Raw genomic sequence first — 20017 nt, forward strand, 5'->3', positions numbered from 1 at the left:
CACTCACGCGAGAGGAACATGCTAGCGCTTAGCGGTTTTCTTACGGGTTCCGCGCTTCACGGGACCGCGCGCGTTTCTCGGCCAACAACTCGACCGCCTTCTCCCGGGTGAGCTCCTCCACCGAAGTGGCCCGGGGTACCGTGATATTCGTTTCCCCGTCCGTGATATACGGGCCAAAGCGGCCGTCCTTGACGACGATCTTCTTCCCCGAGACCGGATCCTCGCCGAACTCCGCGAGCGGCGCAGCCGCTGCCCGGGCCCCGCGCTGCTTGGGTTGCGCGTAGATCTCCAGCGCCTGCTCCAGGGTGACCGTGAAGATCTCTTCCTCGGAGGCCAGCGAGCGGGAGTCCGTCCCCTTCTTCAGATAGGGGCCGAACCGCCCGTTCTGGACCGTGATCTCCTGGCCTTCGGCATCTTGACCGAGGACCCGCGGTAAGGACATGAGCTGCAGTGCCTGCTCCAGGCTCACCGTCTCCAGGTCCATGGACTTGAACAGGGAACCGGTGCGCGGTTTGACCTTGGCCGGCTTCTTAGGCGGCTTCGGCTTGCCGTTCTTGTAGTACTCCACCGGCTGATTCGCGAGTTCCTCCGCCGTCGGCTCAGGGATGACCTCGGTGACGTAAGGGCCGTACCGGCCGTTCTTCGCCACGATCGCCCTGCCCGTTTCCGGATCGGTACCAAGCGCCCGTTCTTCCGGAGCGGCGGTGTTCATGATCTCCAGCGCCTTCTCCGCGGTCAACTCATCCGGAGCGAGATCCTGGGGAACGTTGGCCCGCTCAGGCTCCGTCCCTTCTGGAGCATCAGCGGGGACGGGCTTCTCCAGATAGGGGCCGAACTTACCGACCCGGAGCACAATGCCCTCGGCGATGGGGATCGAATTGATCTCCCGGGCATCGATCTCGCCCAGATTATTGACGATCGGCAGCAGACCGGAGCCGTCATCGGCGCCGAAGTAGAAGCGGCCCAACCAGTTGGGGCCGGTCTCCTCGCCCCGGGCAATCCGGTCTAGATCCTCTTCCATCTCCGCGGTGAAGTCGTAATCGACATAGTCCTCGAAATGCTCCTCCAGGAGGCGCACCACGGAGAACGCGACCCAGCTGGGCACCAGCGCAGAACCGCGCTGGGAGACATAACCGCGGTCCATGATGGTGGAGATCGTCGCAGCATAGGTTGACGGCCGGCCGATACCACGCTCCTCGAGGAGCTTGACCAGAGAAGCCTCGGTGAATCGCGGGGGCGGAGAGGTCTCGTGGCCCTGCGCCTCGATGGCGCGCGCCGAGACTTCATCCTTTTCCGCCAGCTTGGGCAGCCGGTGGCCGACGGCGCCGTCGGCATCGTCCTTGTTGCGCGCTTCGTCCCGGCCCTCTTCGTAGGCGGCGAGGAAGCCCTGGAACGTGATCACGGTACCCGATGCGGCGAACTCCGCATCCTGACGGGCGCCTCCGGCTACCGGGGCGGAGACCGCTCCGAGCCGGATCGATGCCGTGGAGCCTTTGGCATCGGCCATCTGCGAGGCGACCGTGCGCTTCCAGATCAACTCGTAGAGTTTGAACTCGTCAGAACTCAGGGACTTGGCCACCTGGGCCGGGATCCGGAATGAGTCTCCGGAGGGCCGGATCGCCTCGTGAGCCTCTTGAGCGTTCTTGGTCTTGCTGGCATAGATCCTGGGCGCATCGGGCACGTAGGAGGGGTCGTACAGCTCGGCAGCCTGGCGCCGGGCGGCGCTGACGGCCTGCTCGCTCAGCGCGGTGGAGTCGGTACGCATATACGTGATGTAGCCGTTCTCGTACAGGCTCTGCGCCACCCGCATGGTGGTCCGGGAGGAGAAACGCAGCTTACGCGCCGCTTCCTGCTGCAGAGTCGATGTGGTGAACGGCGCCGCGGGGCGACGGGTGTACGGCTTCTGCTCCACCGAGCGCACGGTGAACGCAGCGTCATCGAGTGCGGTTGCGAGCGCGGTTGCACGGACCTCATCCAGCTGCACCACATTGGCGCTCTTGCTGACGAGTGCACCGGTGTCGTCGAAATCCCGGCCAGAAGCCACCCGAGCGCCATCGACGCTCACCAGTTTCGCGGTGAAAGCGGAGGACTCAGACTGGCCCGCAGGGAAGAATTCGCCGAGCAGATCCCAGTAGGAGGCGGAGCGGAAGGCCATCCGCTCGCGTTCCCGCTCGACGACCAGCCGGGTAGCCACGGACTGCACTCGGCCGGCAGAAAGACCCCGGGAGACTTTTCGCCAGAGCACGGGGGAGATCTCGTAGCCGTAGAGCCGGTCCAGGACCCGCCTGGTCTCCTGGGCATCCACCAGGGTCATGTCCACATCGCGCAGCTCGCCCATGGCGCGCTGGATGGCTTCCTTGGTGATCTCCGGGAAGGTCAGGCGGTAGACCGGGACTTTGGGCTTGAGTACCTCGAGCAGGTGCCAGGCGATCGCCTCGCCTTCGCGGTCACCGTCGGTGGCGAGGTAGAGCTCATCGGCGTCTTTGAGCGCGGCTTTGAGCTCGCTGACGCGTTTCTTCTTGTCGGATGGCACCACGTAATACGGTTCGAAATTGTTCTCTAGATCCACCGCGAACTTGCCCACGGGGCCCTTCTTCAGTTCGACCGGCAGGTCCGAGGGCTGCGGCAGATCCCGGATATGACCGTATGAGGCTTCTACCTCGAAGCCCAGGCCAAGATACCCGGCGATGGTCTTGCCTTTAGCCGGGGATTCGACGATGACCAGCTTTCTGCCGGTCTTGTTCTGTGCTGCCTTTTTGGGCACGGTGCTCCTACCGCTGTCAACTTCGCTGTTCTGCACAAGCGATCCGGCTGCCCCCAGACCGTGATCCTGCTCGATGATCTTGCCGATCTCGCCCGTGTGCGCTTCAAAAGCTTAGTTCACCATAGCTGATAGGGGCTGCGCGACTCTCGCCGCGCCACGGCAGCTCTTTACGTGGCTAGCTTAATCCGCTCTGGGCCCCCGCCCCTAGCCGCTCACGAGATCTTGTGGGGTGAGGAATCCGTTCCGGATCAGCTCCCGTACCTGCCCGCGGAGCAGCTCAGTGTCGATCTGCTCTTCCAGGAGCACGCTGAGCGCAGTGAGGATCTGGCCCACGCTCAGTGTGCCGTCGCAGGCGGAGACGAGACCGGCGAGTTCTGAACTGAGTATCCGGGTACGGCGAAATCCGGCACCCTGGCGGAGCAGGATGATGGCGGGGTGCTCGGCCCCCGGACGCTGATGCCTTTCTTCAGTCACGTCCTCCGGAACCACGAGATGCCCCGCATCGAGACTCTCCGGCGCGCAGTGCCCGGCGAGCCAATCCGCACGCGCGATGGCAAGGCCCAGCTGGGGGCCGATGGGCTGCTCCAGGGGGTGGCCGATGGCTTCGAAGCGGCGGAAAGGGGGAATTGAGCCCGGCTGCGCTGGCTGCCGCACCCAGACCGAGCCGAAGCCCACCGCGTTGACGCCGCGTGCCGCGAAGTCCTCGAGGTAAGCGGTATAGGCGCGATCGTAGGCGTCAGGGTCGCGGCTCTGGGCAGCGTCTTGCAGCCACGCCTCCGCGTATCGCTCCGGGGACAATTCCTCGCGCTGGATCACCCAGGCATCCAGTTCTGGCGCTATCCAAACATCGAGCCGTTCCTGCCAGGATCCGGCTTGTCCGGGTTCGGCCTCGGGGTCAGCGATCTCCCAGTTGCCCAGAAGCTGGGCTAGGCCGCCGGGCCTCAGCAGCTCGGGTAAGCCGTGTAGCAGTTCGGAGACGATCTGATCGCCGGGGAGCCCGCCATCGCGATAGATGAAGACGGCTTCAGGGTCTGCCCCTGGTTCCTGAGCCTTCTTCCGCGGCGTGATGACGAACGGCGGGTTGGAGACGAGCAGATCGAAGCGTTCCCCGAGCAGTGGCTCCAGAAGGTGACCGCTGCGCAGCTCTACGCGTTCGGTGAGGTGTTCGGGGTCCAGTTCCAGAGCCTCGGCGTTGAGCATCAGATTGAATCGGGCGAAGTTCAAGGCCCTGGCCGAGATATCCGTGGCGATGACCTTGCGGGCGTGCCGCAGTAGATGGAATGTCTGGATTCCGCAGCCTACGCCGAGGTCCGCGGCGATATCTACCGGTTTCCGGACGATGAGCTGGGCCAGGGTCAACGAGGCCTGTCCGATGCCCAGCACGTGGTCGTGGCGCAGCACACCGGGACGCTGGTGTGCCGCGAGGTCACTGGCTACCCAGAGATCCACGGCACCGGATTCATCGGTGAAGGAGTAGGGGCTCAGATCCACCAGGGCCCGATAGCACTCCGGCTGCTCAGATTCTGAAGGCGCTGATTCTGCCCGTGGAGATTCTGGCAGCGTAAATTCTGGCAGTGCAGCCGGGAATTCTGGCAGTGCAGCCGGGGCGATCAGCCCGAGTCTTAGCATCCCTGCCAGCCCTATCGTGGGCAGGGCGGTTTCCAGCAAGGCACCCGGCACTGCCCTGGCCAAGGGGAACAGCTGGACTAGCACCGCTAAAGGATCCCCTGAGCGCATCGCTGCTCCGCTACGGCGTAGCGCCGGAACGAACTGCTCACGGTTCAGGGCCGCGTAAACGGATTCCCCCAGAAGCTCCTCGACCCCGGCTACGCTGTAGCGGACCGCAGCAAGGTCCCCGGCCAGCATTCGGATCAGGTGTGGATCAGCAACAAGGGCTTCAGTATCCGAAAAGTCCACGAGCGCCGGGGAATCCTCGGTGTGCGAATCAGGCATGGCTCTAGCCTATGCTGGCCTGTCAGTTCTACTGCAGCTCTACTACAGCCGATAGAGCCACTAGGCCGAGCCGGCCTTTTCTATTTCTGGAGTGTGCACTGCGCACCTCGGCTCCACCACTGCCGCACAGCCAGAACAGAAAAGATCAAGGGCCCGGCAGGACGGCTCTGCGCAGTTCTGGAAATCGCTCGTGGGCTCGGCGCAGCGGGTACAGCGGCCGAGCACTTCTGCGTCCTCGCTGAACTGGATATGGCCTCTGCCGTCGAAAACGTAGAGCGAACCCTGCCACAGGCCGCTGTCGCGGTACTGCTCGCCGTAGCGGACGATGCCGCCATCGAGCTGGTAGACCTCCGAGAAGCCGCGGCGGCGCATCAGCGCGGTAAGCACTTCACAGCGGATGCCTCCCGTGCAATAGGTGACCACCGGCTTGTCCTTGAGATCGTCATAGACGCCGGAATCCAGTTCCGCGAGAAAGTCCCTGGTGGTAGCGACATCGGGCACTACCGCGTCCTTGAATTTGCCGATCCGCGCTTCACGGGCGTTCCGGCCATCGAAGAAGACTACGTCCTTGGCCTCAACTAGCCGGTGGAGTTCTTCCGGGCTGAGCCGGGCTCCGCCGTCGATGACTCCCTGCTCGTCGACGCCGACCTCACCCGGGGCCCCGAAACTGACCAATTCATCCCGAACCTTGACGCTCAGCCGAGGGAAATCCTCAGCAGAGCCCTCAGACCATTTCACGTCGATCTTCCGGAAGTACTCTCGCGTAGTTTTGACGTACTGCTTGACTCCTTCGAGTTCCCCGCCCACTGTCGCGTTGATGCCCTGATGGGAGATGATGATGCGCCCGGTCAGGCCGTACTGCTCGCAGAGCGCACGCTGCCAGAGCCGGACTGCTTCCGGATCAGCCACGGGGGTGAATTCGTAGAACAAGACGATGCGATGGATGGCCACCCCACGATTTTAACGCGCATCGCTCAGTAAGTGTGGTCAGAGGGCAGAAGCACTGCTGAGAGCTGACCCGATTGGCGGCGCCGACCTGTGGTGGGAGAATATCAGCGATGGAAAAACCTGCCGGGGCGGGGAGTCCGCCAGCTCCCGGTGACCTGATCGGATTACTGGGGCGCGGCTCGGAAGCGGAAGAACTGCGGCATATCCGCGTCTTGCCCGCCCGAGCCGGTGATCACGTCGAATGGCCGTCCTGGCTGCATCAGGATATCGTGACGCAACTGGCGGAATCCGGTGTTGCAGCGCCCTGGTCGCATCAGACTGCAGCGGCTGAGCTATTGCACGAAGGGCAGCACACCATCATCGCCACCGGCACCGCTTCCGGGAAGTCCCTGGCCTATCAGCTTCCGGCGCTGGATGCGGTGCACCGGGATGGGCTGGCGCAGGCTGAACAGCCCGGTGCCTTTCTTGACGGCGCAACGGTGCTGTACCTCTCCCCCACGAAGGCGCTTGCTGCGGATCAGCTCTCGACCCTGCGCGGCTTCGACCTGGCGACCCTCCGAGTGGCCAGTTACGACGGGGATACGGACCCCTCTGAGCGGCGCTGGATCCGGGAGCACGCGAATATCGTGCTGTGCAATCCGAATATGCTCCATATCGGCATCCTGCCCAACCATGCCTGGTGGGCTTCATTCTTACGCCGGCTGCGCTACGTGGTCATCGATGAAGTCCACAGCTACCGGGGCGTTTTCGGCTCACATGTCTCCGCGGTGCTGCGACGGCTGCGGCGAATCTGTCAGAGTTACGGGTCACAGCCTGTTTTCTGCGGGGCATCGGCAACGGTCGCACTGCCCGCGGAAGGGTTTTCCCGTCTGGTCGGGGCACCCGCGGTGGCGGTCACGGAAGACGCATCGCCGCGGGGCGAGACCACGGTGGCTTTCTGGGAGCCGCAGCTGAGTGAATTCCGGGGGGAGAATGGCGCTCCAGAACGCCGGAGCAGCATTGCGGAGACTTCCGCGCTGCTGGCGGATCTTGTCGCCGCGCGAGTCCGGACGCTGGCTTTCATCCGCTCCCGCCGTGGCGCTGAAGCCATTGCTGGTAACGCCAGGCGGCTCCTCGCGGAGGTGGATAATTCGCTGACCGGGCGTGTTGCCGCCTACCGCAGCGGCTATCTGCCCGAAGAGCGGCGCGAGCTGGAAAAGCGGTTGCGGATCGGGAGCCTGCTCGGCGTCGCCAGCACCCCAGCCCTGGAGCTAGGGATCGATGTCTCCGGGTTGGATGCGGTGCTGGTCGCGGGCTGGCCGGGTACCCGGGCTTCATTGTTCCAGCAGATAGGCCGGGCTGGAAGAGCCGGCCAGGACGCCTTGGCCGCACTGATCGCCAGTGACGACCCGCTGGATACCTATTTGGTCAACCATCCGGAGGCGGTCTTCGATACTGGCCTGGAGGCCAGTATCTTCGATCCGCAGAATCCCTTCGTCCTCGGACCGCAGCTCTGCGCCGCGGCGGCAGAGCTACCTCTTACGAGCGCGGATCTTGAGCTTTTCGGTGCGCAGGCACTGCCCCTCTTGGACGATCTCGTGGCTGGCGGATACCTAAGGAAACGGCCTCAGGGCTGGTACTGGACGCATTCCGGAAGCGCGGCGGCTCTTGTCGATCTGCGCGGCAATGGTGGCGCCCCGCTGGAGATCGTGGATGCTGACAACGGCGTAGTCCTCGGCACCATAGGATCAGCTCAGGCTCATCACCAAGTGCACCGTGGGGCCGTGTACACCCACCAGGGTGTGAGCTATCTGGTCGAAGAGCTCGATGAGGAGCAGCATTGCGCGGTGGTCAGGAAGTCCTGGCCGGACTATTACACGACGGCCCGGGATGTGACGCAGATCGAGGTTCTGGAAGATCTGCGGCAGGACTCCTGGGGGCCGGTGCATCTGCACTTCGGCACAGTGCAGGTGACCACTCAGGTCACCTCTTTCCAACGCAAATCTCTGCTCTCCAATGAGGTTCTGGGCGAGGAACCCCTGGAGCTGAGCCCCCGGGAACTGGAGACCAAGGCCTTCTGGCTGCGGCTCAGCTCTGAGACCCTGAAAGAGGCGGGTCTGAGCCCGGATCGTTTCCCGGGGGCACTTCATGCCGCCGAACACGCGGCTATCGGCTTGCTCGGCCTGGTGGCATCCTGCGATCGCTGGGACATCGGCGGAGTCTCCACCCCCCAGCATGCCGATACCGGAGAGCCGACGATCTTCGTCTATGACGGACACCCCGGCGGAGCGGGTTTCGCCGAACGCGGCTTCGATGCGGCTGCGGCCTGGCTCCGGGCGACTAAGGATGCGATTGTCTCCTGCGACTGCGATACCGGTTGCCCGTCCTGCGTGCAATCACCGAAGTGCGGAAACAAGAATAATCCCCTGGATAAGGCCGGAGCCGTTGCCTTACTATCCTTCGTGCTCAGCCATCAGGAGGAAGCCCGGCCCGTGCCTGGGCACGGGCCGGGCCCAGCGGTTGCAGCATGCCGGGAAGAGCCATCGTCACTGTCACCTTGACGGTATCGCCGGTGGCTTCGATAGCGCAGGATTCTTGCTGCGCCCCATGGCGCTGCACCAGAGCCTCCGAGACCCGGCAAGGCTCCCCTGCGCTCAGGCCTCGCGCCGCATCAGCAGCCGCTAAAGCACCCAGATCCGCCGCATTGGAAGCATTCTTCTGGGCCTGAGCTGCGGTGAACCAGGCTGCGATCAAGGTGAAAGAAAGGATGCAGAATGCTGCTATCACAGCGACCAGGACTGTCGTGGCACCGCTTTCTTTCCTACGGTCTTTCGCACCTTTCACGTTCCGACTCCGCGAGGTTCCGCCCACGTGGAATCAGCCCCGCCGCTCTCGGCCCTGGCTGAGGCCGTAGCGGAAACAGCACCTCCGAGCAGAGCAGCCAGACCGGCATCGACGGAGGCTTCCACTCGCACGCTGACGTAGCCGCCATCGCGGTTCACCGTGGCCCTGGCCGCCGGGCCGGCTGTCCGCTGCGCGATGACTGCCGCGGCCTCAGGCTCTCCTCGAGCGGCAGCGCGAGCCCTGGCGTATGCTGCTTCGCTGACCCGCAACTGCATCAGGCCTATCTGAGCACCTGTCACGATGAGAGCCAGGAGCAGGGTCAGCACCGGTAGCAGAACGGCGAGTTCAGCCGTGACGCTTCCGCGGTTGGTGTGCTTCTGCTGGAGCGCAGCGCAGGCTCGACGCTCCGCATTTTTACTCGATGTCCCTGCCACGTACAGCACCTCGTTCGACGATCTTCAGCCGAGACTCAGCGCATTGCGGATGAGGCCGAGCAGAAAACCTCGCACTTCATCACTGCGCAGAATCACCACGAACAGACCGGCGAAGCCGACTGCGGCTAAGGTGGCGATCGCGTATTCGGCGGTGGCCATTCCGCGCTCAGCGAAGCGCCCGGAATACGGCAGGGATCGTACCGTAGCGAGATGGCGCGGAGCTTGCTGGGGCTCCGACGCGGATTCCTTAGTTTCTTGGCGCGAGCTCGGGTCAGGCAGGGGCTGATGGGTAGTGTTCTGAGCATTGCGGCCAGCGCTCTTTGGGCACTCCGTTGGGTGGTTTTCCACTGTTTTCTCCTGATTCAGTTACTTAGGGTGATGAGTTCTCAACAGGTGTTTCAGGGCATGGGCATCACCGCGATGACGATGGGGATCACGGCCCAGAGAATGAAGGCAGGCAAGGCGCATAGACCGAGTGGGATGACTAACTGCACACCGAGTGCGGCGGCCTTCGTCTGCAGGGCCTGACGCCGTTCTCGCCGGATTCGCGCTGCTTCCGCCTCTACGAGATCCGCAGCGGGCGCTCCGGTGTACGCGACGAACCTGAGGGACTGCTCGATAACGGCCAGGGCTGGGGGCTCGCCTAGTCGGGCCGCTCCTTTCCACGCAGCGTTCCACTCGACTCCCATGGCGAGGCCGCTGCTGATGCCCTTGAGCGCGGGCTTCAGTTCCTGCCCGGCTACTCTCTCCAGATGTTCCAGCGCCCCGGGCAAGGAGCTTCCGGCGCGGAACATCGCAGCGGTCAGTTCGAGGAGCAAAGAAGGGTCATCGATACCTGTGTCCGTTGGAAGGGTCTTCGAGAACCTCTGGTGAGGTTGGGCCAGAACGGCAGGATGCTGCCGACTCATGGGTTTCGTTGACAGTACTGCGGCAGAACTCAGGATGACTCAGAGCAGGATCGTGTTCATAGTCGCCCCGCTCGTGCGACGAGGCGCCCTACCCAGAACCGTGAGAGCAGAATCAAGGCGAATCCTGCGCCTAATGCCAGCACGCCCCAGGGGCTCCCTGCGAAGACTTCCCAGAAATCGATCCCCATCCCGGCTGCTATCAGCAGGCCGGCAGGCGGCAGCCAAAGCAAGAGCCTCGCTGTGGCCCGGGGCCCAGCCATCGCCGTGCGGCGGAGCGCTTCAGTATCGAGCTCGCCTTCCAGATGATCGGCAAAACGCTCCAGCAATGCGGCAAGCGGTGCACCACTTGTTTCAGAGATCTCCAGAACCGCAGCTAGCTGGGTCAGCGGACTGTTCAGACCGGTTGAGCCCTGTTGACCCGAGGTGTATTCTCTGATCGCATGAGCCGGGCTGAGTCCCAGTGCCGCTGCTGCCGCAACGCGTGAAACCAACCCGGCGAGCTCAACGTTGCCGACGGTGTCTTGCAGGTCCCGCCATAAGGCCGAAGCGCTCCGCCCTCCGCGTAATAGCGCCGCCATTCGCCGAACCAGCAGCACCAGCTGGCGGATGTCAGCTGCATGCGCTGGTGCGACCCGTGGTTTCAGGGTGGATGCACAAATCGACCGGATCATTCGAATAGTAGGGGCGGCCGACAGAATCGGAACGGACCAATGATTCCTGCCCGGACTTCGTATTGCCCGCAGCAGGACCAGGGCGTAAAGGCAGAGGAATAAAGCGATCAGGGAAAACATCAGTGCAATACCCTTTGGATTTTCTGCAGCAAGCCAGCCCATCCAGGCCCTCGGGACCAGCTGCGGCCATCCCATTCCAATGCCGGTTCGGCATACAGCTCACCCCCGGAACGGCCCAGTACCGCAATCTGGCGAAGCATGCGATGAGAGCCGTGGCGCCCTACATGCAGGAGCAGGTCGATAGCACTCACCGCCTGCGCCATCACCGTTGTGGTGTCCCAGCCCGCTAGAGCTCCGAGCGCGGACAGCCGAGCTGGAACATCGCGCACACTGTTGGCATGGATCGTTCCGCCGCCGGAGTGGCCGGTATTGAGCGCTGTGAAGAGTTCCCGGATTTCTGATCCACGGCACTCGCCAACGATCAGGCGGTCCGGGTTCATCCGGAGAGCTTCGAAGATCAGGCGATCAAGTCCCAGACTGCCCTGGCCTTCGAGATTGGACGGCCTGCTCTCCAGGCGGATGATATGCCGGTGCTCAGGGTCCAGCTCACCGGTGTCTTCCACCAAAATGAGCCTTTCTTGAGCGCCGCACATACTGAGCAAAGTGCTGAGGAGAGTGGTTTTTCCGGTTCCGGTAGCGCCGCTGATCAGAAAATTGCAGTGCGATGCCATCATTGCTCTGAGCAGCTCCTCGACCTCTGTCGGGGAGTCGGAACCGCCGGGGATTGTTGCACCGGCTGCGAGGAATTCGTCGACTGCTATGGGGCGCGATCGCTTGATCCTCAGCGACAGCAGCGTTCCCGCCGGGCTGATCGGTGGCAGCACAGCATGCACCCGGATCCCGCCTGGCAACCGTGCATCGAGGCAGGGGGTTGTCTCGTCGACGCTCTTACCGGCCCGAGCCATGAGCCTGATCGCAAAAGCTCGGAGGTGTTGTTCATCATCGAAACTCAGCGGAGCTCGTTCTACGCCCTGACCTCGGTCTATCCACACCTCCGCCGGAAAATTGACGTAAATATCGGTGACTGCTGAATCATCGAGCACGGTCTGGAGGGGACCGAGACCGCCGAGTTCTGCATAAATCCGCTCCGCTGCTCCCATCGCACCGCTTGCCGCCAGAATGCCACCCCGGGCGCGAAGCGCTGAGATCACACTGGAACGGGTGACCGGCTGGGCGGAAGTCAGGATCTCCTCCCGTACCGATGAGATCAGGCGCGGATCCGCGGTCAATCCGCTGCTGGACCCTCCGTTCGCCTCGAGCCCGCTCATCGCTGGGCCATTCTGAGTTCCCCGAGCAGATCCTGACGCAGCCTACGGACCGTTCGGTGCCGGGCCATAGCAATCACCTGATCCGGGTCAGCGGTGCCGATCAGCTTGCGCAACCGCGGCAGGCTCCCCAGTAATGGCATCTCAAGCGCCTCAGCCATCCGCTCTGCATCCAACCCTTCCGGGAAGGGGCCTCGGGAAACGAGAAATGCGCCAGGCAATGCCGCCTTCATACGCCGGGCGGAGAGCATTCCCGGCACAGTCGCGGGAACCAGGCAGAGAACAAGGTCAGATCTGGAAAGGACCTCGGAACCGATGGCACCTCTTCCTACCGCCGAACTCCCTGGGCTCTGCGACTCCGCATCGACGATGCCCCCACGGCCCAGGTCGATAATCACCGCGTCAAAAGCCTCGGAAGCCGCCGTCAGCGCAGCATCCACCGCCAGTGCTTCGGGCCGGACGGGCTGAGAACCGAACCCCAGCAGATGGCATCCCTGAGCGCTCGGTAGCGCCGAGTGGAAACGAGCCGGGTCCAAGGGCCTGCCATCCGTCGGCAGATCGTGCCAACTCAGTGCGGACTCGACGGTGATGCCGAAAAGGAATTCCAGGCCGGCACCAGAAGGGTCTGCATCGACCGTCAGCACCTTCGCCGAAGTCTCGGTGATGCTGCGGGAAAGCAGCAGGGCCAGTGTGGATGCCCCGGCTCCACCGGAAGCGCCGATCACTGAGATAGCCCTGGCCCGCTCGGGGCGGTCTCGGGAATGACTGAGGAAACCAGCCAACCAAGGCGCTGCTTGCGGCAGCGGAGCAACGTGGTCGGCACTTGCGCGCATACTGGCCTCCCAGAGCTTGGAGTCGTCTCTGACGCTCAGACCTATCAGCGGGACATCCGCTGATCGCGGCAGCCGAGCACTCAAGGCTTCAGGAGTAGCCAAAACAGCACAGGCATCAGTGGTTTCAGGCCCCAGGCTCAGTTCCAGACCGGCTGCCGCGGCAACAGAGCGCACGGCTTCCTGCTCCTCTTCGGAACCGCCCAGAAGAACTAGCCGCCGTGACCGCGGCGGCACCCGGGGCTGCGGGGCCTGGCCGCGCGGAGGGTTCCGACGTGCTGCGGCCACACGGTGAACGTGGCGACGAGTTCTCAACTGCTCTTGCATGGAACTACTGTGGCCGGAGTAGCACGCCCCCGGATCAGCGATTCAGGCCTTTGTGATGAAAGCGCGAGGAAGCCGTCCGTGTGGAGGAAAGCTCCGCAGAATGGCCGGGTAAAGAGCGAATAACCCCCTCGACGTCACCCGTCGCTCCAGATCCCCCGGCGGATCGATGATTTCGTCGGTGCCTGCAGGCAGAATTGACGTTATGTACACGCTCGTCGCTGAAGTCTCCTCTGCTGAGGACAGTCGCGTGATCGAGCTGACCGGGCTCGACCCAGACGGCTTTGCGCAAGGAAGCGCGCAACGGATAACTCGAGCTCAGCTGGCCCAGACCGTAGGCGCTATTGAGGCAGAAGCACACCCCCGCTGGGTCTGGGAAAGCAGTGCGCAATGGTACCCCCAGCTGCTGCGGCACGGCGTCAGCGTAGAGCGATGCTACGACCTGCAGCTATCCGGGACCATCCTGAGCGGCTCTGAATACGCCGAGCCCACAGAGTTCTTGCGTCGGCAGGGGCAGCTCATCGAACCACCGGCACCAGGACGCAGCGCGCCCGATCACGTTCCTTTCGTAGCGAGCGCCTCGACTGCGCTGGCTGCGGACACCAGCCGGAACAACCTGGAGCCCCAAGTCCAGGAGAGTCTCTTCGACCCCCTGCCCCAGACCGGCGCATTGGGCAGCGAAGAGCTCGCCGCAGAGTTTCGCAACCAGCTGACCGCGGTCCGGAGCTCGCCGCGGGCAAGCAGGTTGAACCTGCTCCTCGCTGCCGAATCAGCCGGGAGCCTCATCGCCGCGGAGATGCAATACCGAGGCGTTCCCTGGCGAACCGAGCAGCACGAGGCGCTGCTGGTCGAAGCCCTGGGGCCACGTCCTTCGCCCGGGGCACGGCCCGCCAAAATGGAAGCGCTGGCAGCCCAGCTGCGGACTGAGCTCAACGCTCCGAAGCTCAATCCGGACTCGGCGCAGGACCTGCTCCGGGCCTTGCATCGGGCAGGAATCGAGGTGAAGCGCACCCGGAGCTGGGAGCTTGAACAGATCAACCATCCGGCTATTCCCGTACTCCTCCAATACCGCAAACTCTCCCGCCTTTTCAGCGCTCATGGCTGGCACTGGCTGGAGCACTGGGTGCACGATGAGCGCTTCCGCCCGGAGTACGTCGTCGGCGGAGTGGTTTCCGGGCGGTGGGCGTCACGGGGCGGTGGTGCTCTGCAGATCCCCAAGCAGGTAAGGTCGGCCGTTCAAGCGTCAGCCGGTTGGAAGCTGATCGTCGCCGATGCCGCTCAGCTCGAGCCGCGGGTACTCGCCGCCCTCGCCCAGGATGAAGGGCTGGCACGCGCCGCCCAGGGCCAGGATCTCTATGCCGGCATCGCGGCGCAGGGGTTCGGCGAGCGGGCGCAGGCGAAGCTGGCATTGCTGGGCGCGATCTACGGCGCGACGTCGGGCGAATCCGGCCGGCTGATGCCGCAGTTAGGGCGGCGCTACCCCCGGGCAGTCGGCCTGGTCGAAGAAGCCGCCCGGGCCGGAGAACGTGGAGAGATCGTCACCACCTACCTGGGGCGGAGCAGCCCGCCGCCGGCGGAAGCCTGGTTAGCGGCTCAGCGAAGCACCACGCAGGAGGAGCAGCGCCGGGCTGACGCCCTGGCCCGTTCCCGAGGCCGGTTCACCCGGAACTTCGTGGTCCAGGGGTCTGCTGCGGAGTGGGCTTCTTGTTGGTTGGCCCAATTGCGCCGCAGAATCCGGCAGAATCCGCGGCTGCAAGCAGAGCTGGTGTTCTTCTTGCACGATGAGGTCATGGTGCACTGCCCGGAGCCGATGGCTGCTGAAACGAGCCAGTTGATTTCGGCCGCTGCCAGGGAAGCCAAGGAACTGATCTTCGGTCAGATCCCCGTGGATTTTCCGGTCAGCTTAGCCATCGTCGATCATTACGATGAAGCCAAATAGGCCACCCGACAAGTCCGCTCAGCGGGCTAGACTCGTATCGGCCACTCTCTGCCGCGATCCCATTCCTGAGTCCAGCCCAGCTCTGTGAAAAGCTGATCCAGAAGACCGCCGGTAAAACCCCAGATCACGGTCTCCTGGGCGAGGAAAGCAGGGCTGCGGAACGCTCGGGCACCACGTCTGACAGTAGCCATGAATCGATTCTGCGGGTCGAGCAGTTCCCGCACCGAAGCCTGAAAAACCCGTGCCGTCTCGGCGGGATCAACAGCATAGGCTGGAGACGGCACACGCCACCAGCCGAGTACCGGCGTCACCAGGAAATTGCTGACGGGCAAGCTTGCCTGCCCCAGCGTTCCGAGCACTCGCACTCCGGTGATATCCAGACCGGTTTCCTCCACAGCCTCGCGCAAAGCGGCCGCTTCGGGGCCGGAGTCTTCCGACTCCAGCCCGCCGCCGGGAAAACCGATCTGCCCTGGATGGTCCGTCAGCGTCGCAGCCCGCTCCACGAAGAGCACCTCGCAGTCCAGCGCCGCCGCCTCCGGACCCGCTTCCGAGCCGAAAAGGATGAGCACCGCCGCCTGACGAGCTGCCAGAGGATCCACCCGTCCGCGCTTGTCCTGCAGCGCCGGAACATCACCGGCTGCTGCCCGAGCGGCTAGGCGCTCAAGGTCACGTAAGCCGCTCATAGTTCGCGGGCCGTCGTCAACATGTGCTCATAACGCATTCTGCTGGCGCTGATGCGCCTGCCGTAAAGCCGCAGCATCTGCATTATCCGCCCGCATCGCAGCTAGCAGTTCCTCATTCCCGGGGGGGAGCTCATACTTCAAGAGCTTCTGGGCGCGCTCGGGGACGGTCTCTCCCATATTGTATGACGGACAGAGCGTGGCCACAACACAAGCCCCACAGGCCGGCTTCCGGGAGTGGCAAACCCTCCGCCCGTGGAAGATCACGCGGTGAGAGAGCATCGTCCAATCCTTCGGCTCGATGAGCTCGGCGACATCGGCCTCGACGATCAGCGGATCCTCGGCATCGGTCCAGCCGAATCGCCGGACCAGTCTGCCGAAATGCGTGTCCACGGTGATCCCCGGCACCCCGAAAGCATTGCCGAGCACCACATTCGCGGTTTTGCGCCCGACGCCGGGCAGGGTCACCAAATCAGCGACGTTATCAGGGATCACGCCGTCGAAGTCGTCCATGATCTTCTGCGCCAGGCCGAGCAGGGAGCGGGTTTTGGCCCGGAAGAATCCGGTGGGCCGGATGATCTCCTCGACCTCCGCAGCGCTGGCCTGGGCCAACGACTCCGGATCCGGGTAGCGACGGAAGAGCTCTGGTGTGGTCTGGTTGACCCGGACATCCGCGGTCTGCGCGGAAAGCACCGTGGCGACGAGCAGTTCGAAAGGATTGCGGAAATCCAGTTCCGCATGGGCGTAACTGTAGGCTTCGGCAAGTATCCGGTTCATCTTCCGCGCCCTCCGCTTGAGGGCGAGCGGCGTCTCAGGCATGACAGGGCGCACCCGAGGCAGCTCTTCGGGGATGCGGGCTCATTGCTCTTCCGGCGCTCTTTCGACATTGCGCAGATCGCGCAGCACCGCGATGAGACCGTCCTGACTCTGGACCAGGAATTCGTGGCCGCGGTCTTCGAGAGCCAGGAACCAGATCCCGGGCTCTACGAGGTACTGCACCATTCCACTGCTCTCATCGACTGCCGAACGCGGTGTATCAACAGCGAACCAGAAGGCGCGGTACTCGACAGCAGAAGACCCGGCGGTAGCAACGATCTGCTCCGGCGCAACAGTGGTTGGCTCGGATTCCGACGCACCGGCCAGACCATTAGCTCCTGCAACAGCGGCTGACGTCGGATCTGGCGTGGAACCTGGACCTGGTTCTGAGGCCGGCTCCGAGTCTGGGTGCTGGCCGCTGAGCGGCTCCGCGTATGTCGATGCCATAGTGTCCACCGGAGCTTGAACTGCTGCGTCTTGAAATGCTGATTCCTGAGCTGCTGATTGCTGCGGGCCCGCTCTCTGCGGCCCCGAGTCACGAAGCACGGAACCTTGAGACGCAGCACCCTGATGCGCCTGATCCTCTTGATGGTAGGGGGAAGCCCAGGGCGCTACGGGGGCATGCCCGTGTGCGGCGCCCGGCCCCGACGCGGGTGACGCCGGAGAGAACAGCCCCGGCGCCCAAGAGGCGCAGACAGTCGCGAGCATCAGCCCCATGGAACCCACCAGGCCTACTGAATAGGCCCAGCCGAAGTTCGTGACGACGTTCAGGAAGTAATAGGCGAAGGCCAGGGAGGCGACTACTGAACCAAATTGATTGAGCGTCAAGGAGCCTATCCGATTCTCCTGCTGCTTGACCCGACGGAGCACCGTGAGCACCCCTAGCAGAAGCGGCAGCAGAATGCCGACCCCCAGGAAAAAAAGCCCATCCGTGTTCCAGAGGTTCCCGACTCTGAGCCGGGTGATCGTCAGTGGCAGAAGCGACCCGAGGAAGATCAGCACTACCGAGATCAGGACAACGACGTCACGGGTATCGAAGGGCCCCAGGGACGCCTCCGGTGCCGCGCCTACTGGGCCGGAGTGCGCCCGGTGCGCATTCTGGGTCACTGGGGTGTCAGAAGCCGCTGCTTCTACCTGCTCGTGATTCTGCTGAGACCACGGCTGGTTCCAGGCACTGGATTGCTGGTCGCTCACATCTCCTCCTCGTCGGTCCGGATCTGGGGCCACTTGCTCCCGGTTGACCTTCGGTCACCCCCCCGACTCGTTCCAAAAGTTCCCTCTCAGACTAACTAATCCAACCCTAGATCAGTGCTGATGAGTAACTTGACTCTGTATATCCCAGGCCTTTCAAAGCTATTTGAAGCGACTCCAAAGCGATGAAGCACCGCTCGGCCCATGGTTGGCACCGTTCAACGCAGCCGGCCGAGCAAAGTGTGACCCAGCGCACTACTCAGCCGCTCTGAGCACTAGGGTGAAAGTTAAGAACGAAGTCACAGAGAGGTGAACCAGTGATGTCGCAAGGAGAATCACGCACTGCGGAAACCTCCGGCCCGGAAGAGACCACACCTGGCCGGAGTGACGCGCTGGAGAACATGCTGCATGAAGATCGCAGATTTCCGCCGGATCCGGAATTCGCTGCCAAAGCGGTGGCCACGGAGAATCTCTATGCTGAGGCGGCGGCGGATCGGGAGGCCTTCTGGGCCAAACAGGCAAGGGAGCTGCTGAGCTGGGAAGAAGACTTTCAGCAGACCCTCGATTGGACCGATGCGCCCTTCGCCCGGTGGTTCACCGGCGGGAAGATCAATGCCGCCTATAACGCCCTGGATCGTCACGTCGAGGCCGGCAAAGGGGACAAAGTCGCCATCTACTGGGAGGGCGAGCCCGGGGATGCCCGGGAGATCAGCTATGCCGAGCTCACCGAATCGGTCAAAAAAGCTGCCAACGCCTTCAAGAGCCTCGGGGTGCAGAAAGGCGATCGGGTAGCCATCTACTTGCCGATGATTCCCGAAGCCGTGGTCTCGATGCTAGCCTGCGCACGGATCGGGGCCGTGCACTCGGTGGTGTTCGGCGGGTTCTCCGCGGAGGCGCTAAGAAACCGGATCGACGACGCCGAGGCCACTCTGGTGGTCACCGCAGACGGCACCTATCGTCGAGGAGCACCCAGCTCACTCAAACCCGCAGTCGATGAAGCCCTCAACTCGCCGGGGCACACGGTGCAGCATGTGCTCGTGGTCAAGCGCAACGGTGAGCCGGTGGAGTGGACCGAAGGGCGCGACCTCTGGTGGCAGGAGACGGTAGAGACCGCCGATCCCGAACACCGCGCCGAAGCCAACGATGCCGAGCATCCGCTGTTCATCCTGTACACCTCGGGCACCACGGGAAAACCCAAAGGGATCCTGCACACCACCGGCGGCTATCTGACCCAGACCGCGTTCACGCAGAAGAATGTCTTCGACCTCCATCCGGATGAAGATGTGTACTGGTGCGCGGCGGATATCGGCTGGGTCACCGGCCACAGCTACATCGCGTATTCCCCGCTCATCAACGGCGCATCGATGGTGATGTACGAGGGCACACCGGACACCCCGCATCAAGGCCGTTGGTGGGAGATCGTGCAGAAGTACGCAGTGACGATCCTCTACGCCGCCCCCACCGCGATCCGAACCTTCATGAAATGGGGCCGCCAGATCCCCGGCGAATACGATCTCTCCTCGCTACGCGTACTCGGCTCCGTGGGCGAGCCGATCAACCCCGAGGCCTGGATCTGGTATCGCGACGTCATCGGCGGCGGCAAGACACCCATTGTGGACACCTGGTGGCAGACGGAGACCGGCGGCATGATGATCTCCCCGCTACCCGGGGTCACCGCGACCAAGCCCGGCTCGGCGCAGGTTCCGCTCCCGGGGATCGAGGTCGATGTCGTGGATGATCTCGGCCAGCCGGTAGCCAACGGCCAGGGCGGCTACCTCGTGGTGAAGTCCCCTTGGCCTTCGATGCTGCGCGGCATCTGGGGCGATCCGCAGCGGTATCGGGATACCTACTGGTCAAGATTCGATGACATGTACTTCGCCGGTGACGGTGCGAAGAAAGACGATGACGGGGATATCTGGCTCCTGGGCCGGGTAGATGATGTCATGAACATCTCCGGGCATCGGCTCTCCACCACGGAGATCGAATCCGCCCTGGTGAGCCACCCCTCAGTGGCCGAAGCCGCCGTCGTCGGGGCCAGCGACGAGACCACGGGCCAGGCGGTGGTAGCTTTCGTGATCCTGCGCGGCTCAGCTGCGGAAGACTCCGATATCGAGCAGAATCTCCGGAACCATGTAGCCAAGGAGATCGGGCCGATCGCCAAGCCGCGGCAGATCCTGGTGGTGTCCGAGCTGCCCAAGACCCGGTCCGGGAAGATCATGAGAAGGCTGCTGAAGGATATTGCCGAGGGCCGCGAAGCAGGCGACGCGACGACGCTCGCCGACGCCGGGATCATGCAGGTCATCGCGCACAGTTTGAAAAAATAGAATACGGAGCATGAACGCAAAGGCGCCAAGAAGCTGCACCGTCGCAGAGAGTCATCGGATGCCACGGAGCGGAACTCCGGAGATGTT

At 63.6% G+C, this 20017-nt stretch carries 15 protein-coding genes and 1 pseudogene; 3 read left to right on the forward strand and 13 right to left on the reverse strand.

Annotated features, from left to right (window positions below):
• Positions 1-21: 21 nt before the first annotated feature.
• The 3 genes and pseudogenes from topA to trhO form a co-directional block, all read right to left on the reverse strand.
• A pseudogene (gene topA / locus C501_RS12865) lies at positions 22-2764 on the reverse strand (type I DNA topoisomerase).
• A 204-nt stretch (positions 2765-2968) separates the two neighbouring features.
• Entirely contained in the window at positions 2969-4717 is a 1749-nt protein-coding gene (locus C501_RS0107960; protein WP_018135101.1) for a DUF7059 domain-containing protein, read from the reverse strand.
• A 60-nt stretch (positions 4718-4777) separates the two neighbouring features.
• Entirely contained in the window at positions 4778-5668 is an 891-nt protein-coding gene (gene trhO, locus C501_RS0107965) for an oxygen-dependent tRNA uridine(34) hydroxylase TrhO (protein WP_018135102.1), read from the reverse strand.
• 107 nt (positions 5669-5775) lie between these two features.
• Here trhO and C501_RS0107970 point away from each other — a divergent pair, with 107 nt between their 5' ends.
• Positions 5776-8205, forward strand: coding sequence for a DEAD/DEAH box helicase (locus tag C501_RS0107970; RefSeq protein ID WP_018135103.1), 2430 nt, complete (start codon positions 5776-5778; stop codon positions 8203-8205).
• Here C501_RS0107970 and C501_RS14010 read toward each other — a convergent pair.
• The 7 genes from C501_RS14010 to ssd all read right to left on the reverse strand — a co-directional run bounded on the left by C501_RS14010 (position 8111) and on the right by ssd (position 12944).
• Positions 8111-8488 (reverse strand): Rv3654c family TadE-like protein, encoded by a 378-nt coding sequence (locus C501_RS14010; RefSeq protein WP_169332126.1) that lies wholly within the window; start codon positions 8486-8488, stop codon positions 8111-8113. The genes C501_RS0107970 and C501_RS14010 overlap by 95 nt on opposite strands.
• Positions 8485-8922: a TadE family type IV pilus minor pilin gene (locus C501_RS12870; RefSeq protein ID WP_169332127.1), complete on the reverse strand. Its 438-nt coding sequence runs from the start codon at positions 8920-8922 to the stop codon at positions 8485-8487. The genes C501_RS14010 and C501_RS12870 overlap by 4 nt, the downstream gene beginning before the upstream one ends.
• Before the next feature lie 24 nt (positions 8923-8946).
• A complete protein-coding gene (locus C501_RS14765) occupies positions 8947-9270 on the reverse strand; it encodes a DUF4244 domain-containing protein (protein WP_043568584.1) in 324 nt (107 codons plus the stop codon).
• 50 nt (positions 9271-9320) lie between these two features.
• Entirely contained in the window at positions 9321-9830 is a 510-nt protein-coding gene (locus C501_RS12880) for a type II secretion system F family protein (protein WP_018135106.1), read from the reverse strand.
• A 56-nt stretch (positions 9831-9886) separates the two neighbouring features.
• Positions 9887-10501, reverse strand: a complete 615-nt coding sequence (locus C501_RS12885; protein WP_169332128.1) for a type II secretion system F family protein — start codon at positions 10499-10501, stop codon at positions 9887-9889.
• Positions 10502-10620: 119 nt separating this feature from the next.
• The gene (locus C501_RS0107995) at positions 10621-11829 is read right to left on the reverse strand and encodes a TadA family conjugal transfer-associated ATPase (protein ID WP_018135108.1); all 1209 of its coding nucleotides are present in this window, start codon (positions 11827-11829) and stop codon (positions 10621-10623) included.
• Positions 11826-12944 carry a septum site-determining protein Ssd gene (gene ssd, locus C501_RS0108000; RefSeq protein ID WP_018135109.1) on the reverse strand — a complete coding sequence of 373 codons (1119 nt, stop codon included), beginning with the start codon at positions 12942-12944 and terminating at the stop codon, positions 11826-11828. The genes C501_RS0107995 and ssd overlap by 4 nt, the downstream gene beginning before the upstream one ends.
• A gap of 241 nt (positions 12945-13185) precedes the next feature.
• Between ssd and C501_RS0108005 the strand changes: the two genes are divergently transcribed.
• A complete protein-coding gene (locus C501_RS0108005; RefSeq protein WP_018135110.1) occupies positions 13186-14919 on the forward strand; it encodes a bifunctional 3'-5' exonuclease/DNA polymerase in 1734 nt (577 codons plus the stop codon).
• A 26-nt stretch (positions 14920-14945) separates the two neighbouring features.
• Here C501_RS0108005 and C501_RS0108010 read toward each other — a convergent pair whose 3' ends face one another.
• The 3 genes from C501_RS0108010 to C501_RS0108020 are packed head-to-tail and all read right to left on the reverse strand — an operon-like array spanning position 14946 to position 17609.
• The gene (locus C501_RS0108010) at positions 14946-15602 is read right to left on the reverse strand and encodes an NUDIX hydrolase (RefSeq protein WP_018135111.1); all 657 of its coding nucleotides are present in this window, start codon (positions 15600-15602) and stop codon (positions 14946-14948) included.
• 27 nt (positions 15603-15629) lie between these two features.
• Complete coding sequence (gene nth, locus C501_RS0108015) at positions 15630-16418, reverse strand: endonuclease III (protein WP_018135112.1); 789 nt, start codon at positions 16416-16418, stop codon at positions 15630-15632.
• 39 nt (positions 16419-16457) lie between these two features.
• Positions 16458-17609 carry a hypothetical protein gene (locus C501_RS0108020; protein WP_018135113.1) on the reverse strand — a complete coding sequence of 384 codons (1152 nt, stop codon included), beginning with the start codon at positions 17607-17609 and terminating at the stop codon, positions 16458-16460.
• A 317-nt stretch (positions 17610-17926) separates the two neighbouring features.
• Here C501_RS0108020 and acs point away from each other — a divergent pair, with 317 nt between their 5' ends.
• Complete coding sequence (gene acs, locus C501_RS0108025) at positions 17927-19930, forward strand: acetate--CoA ligase (RefSeq protein ID WP_018135114.1); 2004 nt, start codon at positions 17927-17929, stop codon at positions 19928-19930.
• The last annotated feature ends 87 nt before the right edge of the window (positions 19931-20017 follow it).

It is taken from the genome of Acaricomes phytoseiuli DSM 14247, assembly GCF_000376245.1.
Classification (GTDB): Bacteria; Actinomycetota; Actinomycetes; order Actinomycetales; family Micrococcaceae; genus Renibacterium; species Renibacterium phytoseiuli.